General features: G+C 31.9%; 9 protein-coding genes. 7 read left to right on the forward strand and 2 right to left on the reverse strand.

Annotation, left to right across the window (positions count from 1 at the left end):
- The 3 genes from KI356_RS26010 to KI356_RS26020 all read left to right on the forward strand — a co-directional run.
- Window positions 1-675: glycoside hydrolase family 25 domain-containing protein (locus KI356_RS26010; protein ID WP_212936889.1), on the forward strand; the 675-nt coding region annotated here is incomplete at its 5' end.
- Between the two features lie 145 nt (window positions 676-820).
- Window positions 821-1672 (forward strand): peptidylprolyl isomerase PrsA, encoded by an 852-nt coding sequence (locus KI356_RS26015; RefSeq protein WP_212936890.1) that lies wholly within the window; start codon window positions 821-823, stop codon window positions 1670-1672.
- Between the two features lie 838 nt (window positions 1673-2510).
- Window positions 2511-2846: a YolD-like family protein gene (locus KI356_RS26020; protein WP_128279961.1), complete on the forward strand. Its 336-nt coding sequence runs from the start codon at window positions 2511-2513 to the stop codon at window positions 2844-2846.
- Between the two features lie 286 nt (window positions 2847-3132).
- Here KI356_RS26020 and gerPF read toward each other — a convergent pair whose 3' ends face one another.
- Window positions 3133-3348, reverse strand: a complete 216-nt coding sequence (gerPF, locus tag KI356_RS26025) for a spore germination protein GerPF (protein ID WP_001141569.1) — start codon at window positions 3346-3348, stop codon at window positions 3133-3135.
- Between the two features lie 212 nt (window positions 3349-3560).
- On the opposite strand from gerPF, the gene KI356_RS26030 reads away from it, so the two are divergent.
- The 4 genes from KI356_RS26030 to KI356_RS26045 all read left to right on the forward strand — a co-directional run bounded on the left by KI356_RS26030 (window position 3561) and on the right by KI356_RS26045 (window position 6358).
- On the forward strand, window positions 3561-3899 hold the full coding sequence (locus tag KI356_RS26030; protein WP_128279962.1) for a hypothetical protein: 339 nt from the start codon (window positions 3561-3563) through the stop codon (window positions 3897-3899).
- Between the two features lie 325 nt (window positions 3900-4224).
- On the forward strand, window positions 4225-4932 hold the full coding sequence (locus tag KI356_RS26035) for an SDR family oxidoreductase (protein WP_212936891.1): 708 nt from the start codon (window positions 4225-4227) through the stop codon (window positions 4930-4932).
- Window positions 4933-5185: 253 nt separating this feature from the next.
- Window positions 5186-5848, forward strand: a complete 663-nt coding sequence (locus KI356_RS26040) for a DUF6944 family repetitive protein (RefSeq protein WP_212936892.1) — start codon at window positions 5186-5188, stop codon at window positions 5846-5848.
- 297 nt (window positions 5849-6145) lie between these two features.
- Complete coding sequence (locus tag KI356_RS26045; protein WP_002065263.1) at window positions 6146-6358, forward strand: YqaE/Pmp3 family membrane protein; 213 nt, start codon at window positions 6146-6148, stop codon at window positions 6356-6358.
- Between the two features lie 71 nt (window positions 6359-6429).
- On the opposite strand, the gene KI356_RS26050 is transcribed toward KI356_RS26045, so the two are convergent.
- A complete protein-coding gene (locus KI356_RS26050) occupies window positions 6430-6639 on the reverse strand; it encodes a KTSC domain-containing protein (protein WP_033714709.1) in 210 nt (69 codons plus the stop codon).
- Between the last annotated feature and the right edge of the window lie 242 nt (window positions 6640-6881).

Consider the following 6881-nt stretch of genomic DNA (forward strand, 5'->3'; position numbering starts at 1 on the left):
GATGAATTACGCCGATTAGGTGCAAAAAAAATTGGCTTATATGTAGGACATCACACGTATGTATCATTTGGGGCTCGCAATATTGATGCTGATTTTATTTGGATTCCTCGTTATGGAGGGAATAAACCAGCATATCCTTGTGATATTTGGCAATATACTGATTCAGGAAATGTTCCTGGTATTGGAAAATGTGATTTGAATCAATTAATTGGGAATAAAAATCTTTCTTGGTTTATAGGTTCAAATCAAACAAGTCAATCTAGTATTGGAGATAGTAAGCAACCAAATGGAATTGGTATTGCAGTTTCAAAATATGATGATGGATACGGTATTAATTTATATGAGAATCCTGCGAATCCACAGTTTACAGGAAGACTTACGAAAAAAATCCCATATATAATCTATAAAGGTTATTGGGGAGGTGGCGAAAAAGATATGATTTGTTTAGGTGGCGAACAACAGTGGGCTAAGTTAGAGCATTTTAATGTGCAATGGTACTATGCATACTCAAAATACACACCTGGATATGAAATTAGAACGTACGATGGACCAAACGGGAATGATACAGGTGCGGTCGATGGGAGGGTCCCTTATCGTATTTGGAATCGTCAAGATGGATATATAGATATAGGTGGGAACAAATGGATCAAAGAAGAACATGTACAGATTAAATGATGTTAAAAAGTCGGCTTCATGCCGGCTTTTAGTGTTTAATAAAGCTTGTCTCTGACATGAAGAGAAATACTTGTGGAAAACACATTAATTTCACAATAGCACTGTATAGTTCCTAATATATATTTATTAAAGTGAGGTATTTGAATTGAAAAAGAAAAAGCTATTTATGGGAACTGTTATTGCATGTATGGCGCTAACATTGTCTGCGTGTGGTTCCTCAGAAAATGTTGCAACATCAAAAGTAGGAAACGTGACAGAGAAAGAGTTAAGTAAAGAATTAAGGCAAACATATGGAAAAAGTACTTTATCTCAAATGATGTTAAATAAGGCATTGCTAGATAAATATAAAGTTTCAGATGAAGAAGCTAAAAAACAAGTAGAAGCAGCGAAGGAACAAATGGGTGACAAGTTTAAAGTGGCTTTAGAGCAAGTAGGATTAAAAAATGAAGATGAATTAAAAGAGAGAATGAAGCCAGAAATTGCACTTGAAAAAGCGATTAGAGCGACTGTCACAGATAAAGATGTGAAAGATAACCATAAACCAGAAATGAAGGTAAGTCACATTTTAGTGAAAGATGAAAAAACTGCGAAAGAAGTAAAAGAGAAAATAAATAATGGTGAAGATTTTACTGCTTTAGCGAAACAATATTCGGAAGATACGGGTTCAAAGGAACAAGGCGGAGAAATAGCTGGTTTTGCTCCTGGTCAAACTGTGAAAGAATTTGAGGAAGCTGCGTATAAATTAGATGCAGGACAAGTAAGTGAGCCAATAAAAACATCTTATGGTTATCATATAATAAAAGTGACGGATAAAAAAGAATTGAAACCGTTTGATGAAGTGAAAGATACGATTCGAAAAGATTTAGAACAACAAAGACTACAAGATCCGACAGGTAAATGGAAACAACAAGTAATCAATGATCTATTGAAAGAAGCGGATATTAAAGTAACAGATAATGAATTTAAAGATACATTTAAATTCTTAGATGAGAAATAAGGTTTAGAAGAAAAACAGAGATTTAGCATAGTGCTATATTTCTGTTTTTTAATTTTTAATAGAAAAGGGAACTCATATAGAGTTCCCTTTTCTCGTTAGTGTGTGTGTTATAAATAGATAGTAAGACAATACAATATTACATTTAAATATTAAGAATTACAATAGAAAATTTTGGTGTAAATAAACAGCAATAAGCAATTACTTCGCAAAATGTTGAAATGATAATGTTTTAGTTAATTAATTTTGTTAAATATAAACCAAATATATTTTTAATATGTTCTTAGAAATTGAATAGAGTACATAATTTAAAGAATGGTACATATCATATCTTTGAATTATTTAGTTGTTGGGTTGGGGATGAAGATCAGGAAAAAGTTGAGGAATTAAACTTGATAATAAATCAATTTGATGTAGCTGAAATTTTTATTCTAGAAAGAACGTTAGCTAGGATAGAAAAGTAAAATTAAAAATATAATTAGTTCAATAAAAGCGGCTTCACATTAGGTGGAGTCGCTTTTATTGTTGCTACACGTATTCTATGATGCGATAGGAAGTGCAAAGAAATTTGATTAATAAAAGGGAGTAATCAATGAGTATGAATAAACTTCATAGATTAAAGTTTTGTTTGAAAAATTTACATGTTGCACTTCCGAAAGAACGTTCGTTCGTGTATAATTAGAACAAACGTTCTTCCAGGGTTGAGATTCCTACAAATTCATAAATAGTTTTGAATTGGAAATCTACGCTACATATAAATAAGAGATGGATAAAGTGTATTTAGAAGTGAAATTTCTATTTTTATGAATGGATAGATATAGAAAATTGAGGAGTAAAGATAATGAATCATGTAAAGATACAGAAAAAAGGAAGAGAGTGGGTTCCATTTACAGTAATGTCGGAACAATTATTAAGTATGAGAAAAATTATTGGAGAGAAATTAAAAGTCCAAAGGCCGTTATTAACGAATGAAGTGAAAGAAAGTATTTCAGACAAATTATTAACTTCATTATTGACTGAAGAAGAGATGTTAGTGACCTATTTTGAAGAAGGATACATACTTACAAGTTATATGACAGTGGTTCATATAAATCCAATTCAACAAATTGTAAAATGTACAGATGCATTTTATAAAACATATATATTTTCTGCAAGGGACATAATTGATGTAACTTAAAAGAAGTTGAATTTTGAAGTTTAGCTTTTTTAATTTATCCAGCTACTTGCGGGCAGTTAGATTCACGCTTCAAAATTCGGCTGTGAGTCAGGCTGCCTGTAAAAGCCTAATTTTTTTGAAGAGGTGAAGAACTAAATGAAAAAGCAGCTAGATGCAAACTAGCTGCTTAGTCCCAGGGAAAGGGAGAAAAAGATTGGCACTCAAAAAATCGACGTTAGCTGTGTATCAGCCTGAGTATAGTATAGACAAATCTAAAAATGTTATACAAAAATGATTACAGATCTGGTTAGGCCGTACCAACTTGGTTTTGATCTGCTAGATCAGAATCAAATGTATTAGTCGCGCTAACCCCACTGAAAGTGTTCACTACGAAACCAACGTTAGATGCGCCAGAGCCGTTATAAGCTTTCGTATTCTCTTTTGGAGAAACGTTGTAGAAATCACCTAAGTTGAAAGATCCGTTACTATTTTGTACAACTAAATTCCCTACAACTGAGGGCATAATTTTCACCTACTTTATAAGTAATTGTTTGCATTACTATATGAAGGTATAGTCTAATTGGTTCATTTGACAAATATTCCGGAATAGAAAAGTGTTTGAAGCTTTGTTTAATCAATCGAGCAAAAAGTATGTTAAAATTAACGAAGAGTTGAATTTTAAAAAGAATAAATTCTGATAATTAATATATATGGAATTAGAGGAGGCGAAATGTAATGGATAATGTTATAAAAACAGTGGATTTAACAGATGCAGAATCAAGTAAACTTGTTGCTTTTATTTATAGTAATGATGTTATATTGATCGAAAAAGCATTTTGTCCTAATGAAATAAAATTAAAGTTTAATGAAATAGCAATTTTATCGGCAATTAAAACCGCATATATTACGAAAGTATCTATAAGGAAAGAACTTGAAGCGATTTTTCACGATACAGGCGTTTTATTAGTGAAGCAGAATGTTGAAAGGAACAGTATTCAATCTATAACAATGCATTTTGAGCAATTTAAAAAGTTGCAAAATGAGATTGAGAATTTAAATAAAAGTATGTTATAAGACTAGGTGGAAATTCTTTAATAGAGGTGGGCTCTGTTAAGTTGAAAAAGTGGATTGAACAATATTTGGATAAATCGAACCGTAAACATAAATATACTTTCATTAAGGTGTAGCCTATATTTATCGATGTGAGAAATGTAGGAAAGAGAAGACACAATTTAAAAATAATAAAGATATAAACAAAAAGAGTAACTATGATGGTTACTCTTTTTGCTTGTAATATGTAATATCAAAAACACTTCTAAAGTATGAAATGAATTGATACTTAAGTGAGAAGTTGAATAAGAATAAAAAGAGTAATATTAATTGAAAGGAGGAGATGAAGTTGGAGCGAAACGACATTGGGAAACTTGTAATTATTACTGGAGTAACGCAAGGATTAGGACGTGCAATGGTTGATAGGTTTCATGAATTGGGATGGAACATAGCAGGGTGTGGGCGCTCAAAAAATAAAATTGAAGAGCTTAATAAATATTACGGTGCTTCACATGATTTTCAAATAATTGATGTTTCAAATCATCACCAAGTTAGTGAATGGGCAAGTCGTATTCTTAATAAGTATAGAGCTCCCGATATGTTAATAAATAATGCATCGATTGTTAATCAAAATGCACCGCTATGGAAAGTTACCGCTCAAGAATTTGAAAGTGTAATGAGTGTAAATGTGAACGGGGTAGTAAATGTCATTAGGGCGTTCGTCCCGGCGATGATAGCTAGGAAAGAAGGAATTATTATTAATATGAGTTCTAGTTGGGGAAGAGAAGGCGAGGCTGAACTTGCGCCATATTGTGCTTCGAAGTTTGCTATTGAAGGTATCACGCAGTCTATGGCAATGGAACTGCCAAATGGCATGGCCGTAGTTGCTTTAGATCCAGGTGGAAGTATTAGCACTCCCATGCTTCACTTATGTGCACCTCAATATGTAAAAGAATCTCCTACACCTGAAATATGGTCACATAAAGCAATTCATTATATATTAAATATATCAATAGATAAAAACGGAGATTCATTGACATGTCCGGTATGCATGTAATGTTCAGATAAGTATTAAATGTTGTATTCACAGTTTTGAAGGACAAGCATATATTAAAGTATGTAAGAAGCATTTGCAAATTATACATTCATCGAGAAACTCCTTGTCAAAAAGAGCGCCTGAAAGGTGCTCTTTTGTATTATTAGTACATTATGTGATGCACAAAAGTACATATGAAAAATAAAATAATGAATTAAAGGTGATATTTGTTTATTTCGAATGTACTAGAAAATTTTAATATAGGTGATGGAAAATGAACCTACGCGATTTAGAATTGACAGGGGCATGGTTTCAAGTAGGAGGAAATCTTATAGCAGCTATTGGAACAACTAGAGGGTTTGCAGGAGAAGAAAAGATTGAGTCGGATCTTGTTATTGTAGGGAGTTCATTACAAGCCCTCGGATATATATTACAAATTATAGCAACTATTGATGCGAAAGATGAAGATAAATGTGAGAGGCAAGATGTAACTATAGATAATAAAAATAAAGCGCTAGCGAAGACGGGGATTGAGTTATTAGCTTTAGGTAATATTTCTAATGTAATAGGAACGTATTTTAATCTAAATGAACAAATGAAAGAAAATGATTCTCTTATAATTACTGGAAATAGTTTGCAATCAATTGGAGCTTTTTTAGGAGTAGAAGTAGCATTGAATGAGATAAATGGAATACAGTGGATTATTGTATTAGGGAACTCAATGCAAAGTTTCGGTGCAGGATTACAAGCATATGAAGGTATTCGCAATATATCAAAAGAAGAAAAGGGAAATGAAGACAGTAATATAGATAAAGAAGATCAACGTATAATAGGACTAATAGGTATTTGGATACAGGCAATAGGTACTGTAATTTCAGCAATTGGATTAACCGAAATAGTAGAGGAACAAAGATTGGAATCTAAGAAAAGGCAATGAAATACTCTTTTAAATGAAGTTTGGAGTATTTCAATTTTAGAAGTAGGACAAGATTGATGTGATAATTCTTTTTGTAGGCTTTTTCATATAGGCGTAGAATATACATATAAACGAACAGGTGAAAATAGCTTGTTAACGTTAGTGAGAGGCTCCTCATTTAGTGATACTATTATATGTGATTTTTGTAATGATGAGTTCTTATATACGCTTATAGAAATAACATGGTTTCATAGGTTTGATAGTGTAGGAGATGGATGGGTAAGAATTGAAAAATAAACATTAAGGAGTTTTTCAGACATGATGTACTTATTAGCAATTCTACTTCCGCCGGTAGCTGTTTTATTTTGCGGAAAGCCGTTTCAAGCGATTATTAATTTCATTTTAACCTTAATTTTTTGGGTTCCAGGAGCGATACACGCAGTTCTTGTCGTACATGATAAAAAAGCCGACAGGCGACTTAAAAGACAAGTTCAAGCGTACGATGAAATTAATAAAAGAAATAGAAGGTAAATTGCGAGTGGAAAATATACAAAAAAGAAAGGGGATTTGATTCGCCTTTCTTTTTTGTATGCCAATCAAGTTTAAATTTTAGTATAGCGGTAAGAATTTTTAATATAAGTATTATGATAATAACTTTTAGAGTGTGCGTTTAATAAACCGGTGTAGATGCTTTCTGGTACGTTAAAGAAATCATACATACCATTCTTTAGTTGAATACGTAAAATCATAGAAAAAGGATTATAGCCAACAGCAACTATATTTTTTGAGATAACGGGAGATAGCTTCATCATTACGCAACTCCTTACTTTTCATTTTAGATGGTTTTTTGTAGATAAGGGTGCTGAGGTGTTGAAATCCTAATAATTAAAGAGGTATTATAATTATATGCAATATATCAAATGTTCTTTATACGTAATTATAAGGAAGTTCACACGAAGTACATATCGTTGTGCTATTTTTATTTCACCTTTGATTTATAAATAAGAAAATATTGACCATTTGAAAAAAAGGTATATTATTTATACGAGGTATT

This window comes from Bacillus hominis (assembly GCF_018332515.1).
Classification (GTDB): Bacteria; Bacillota; Bacilli; order Bacillales; family Bacillaceae_G; genus Bacillus_A; species Bacillus_A hominis.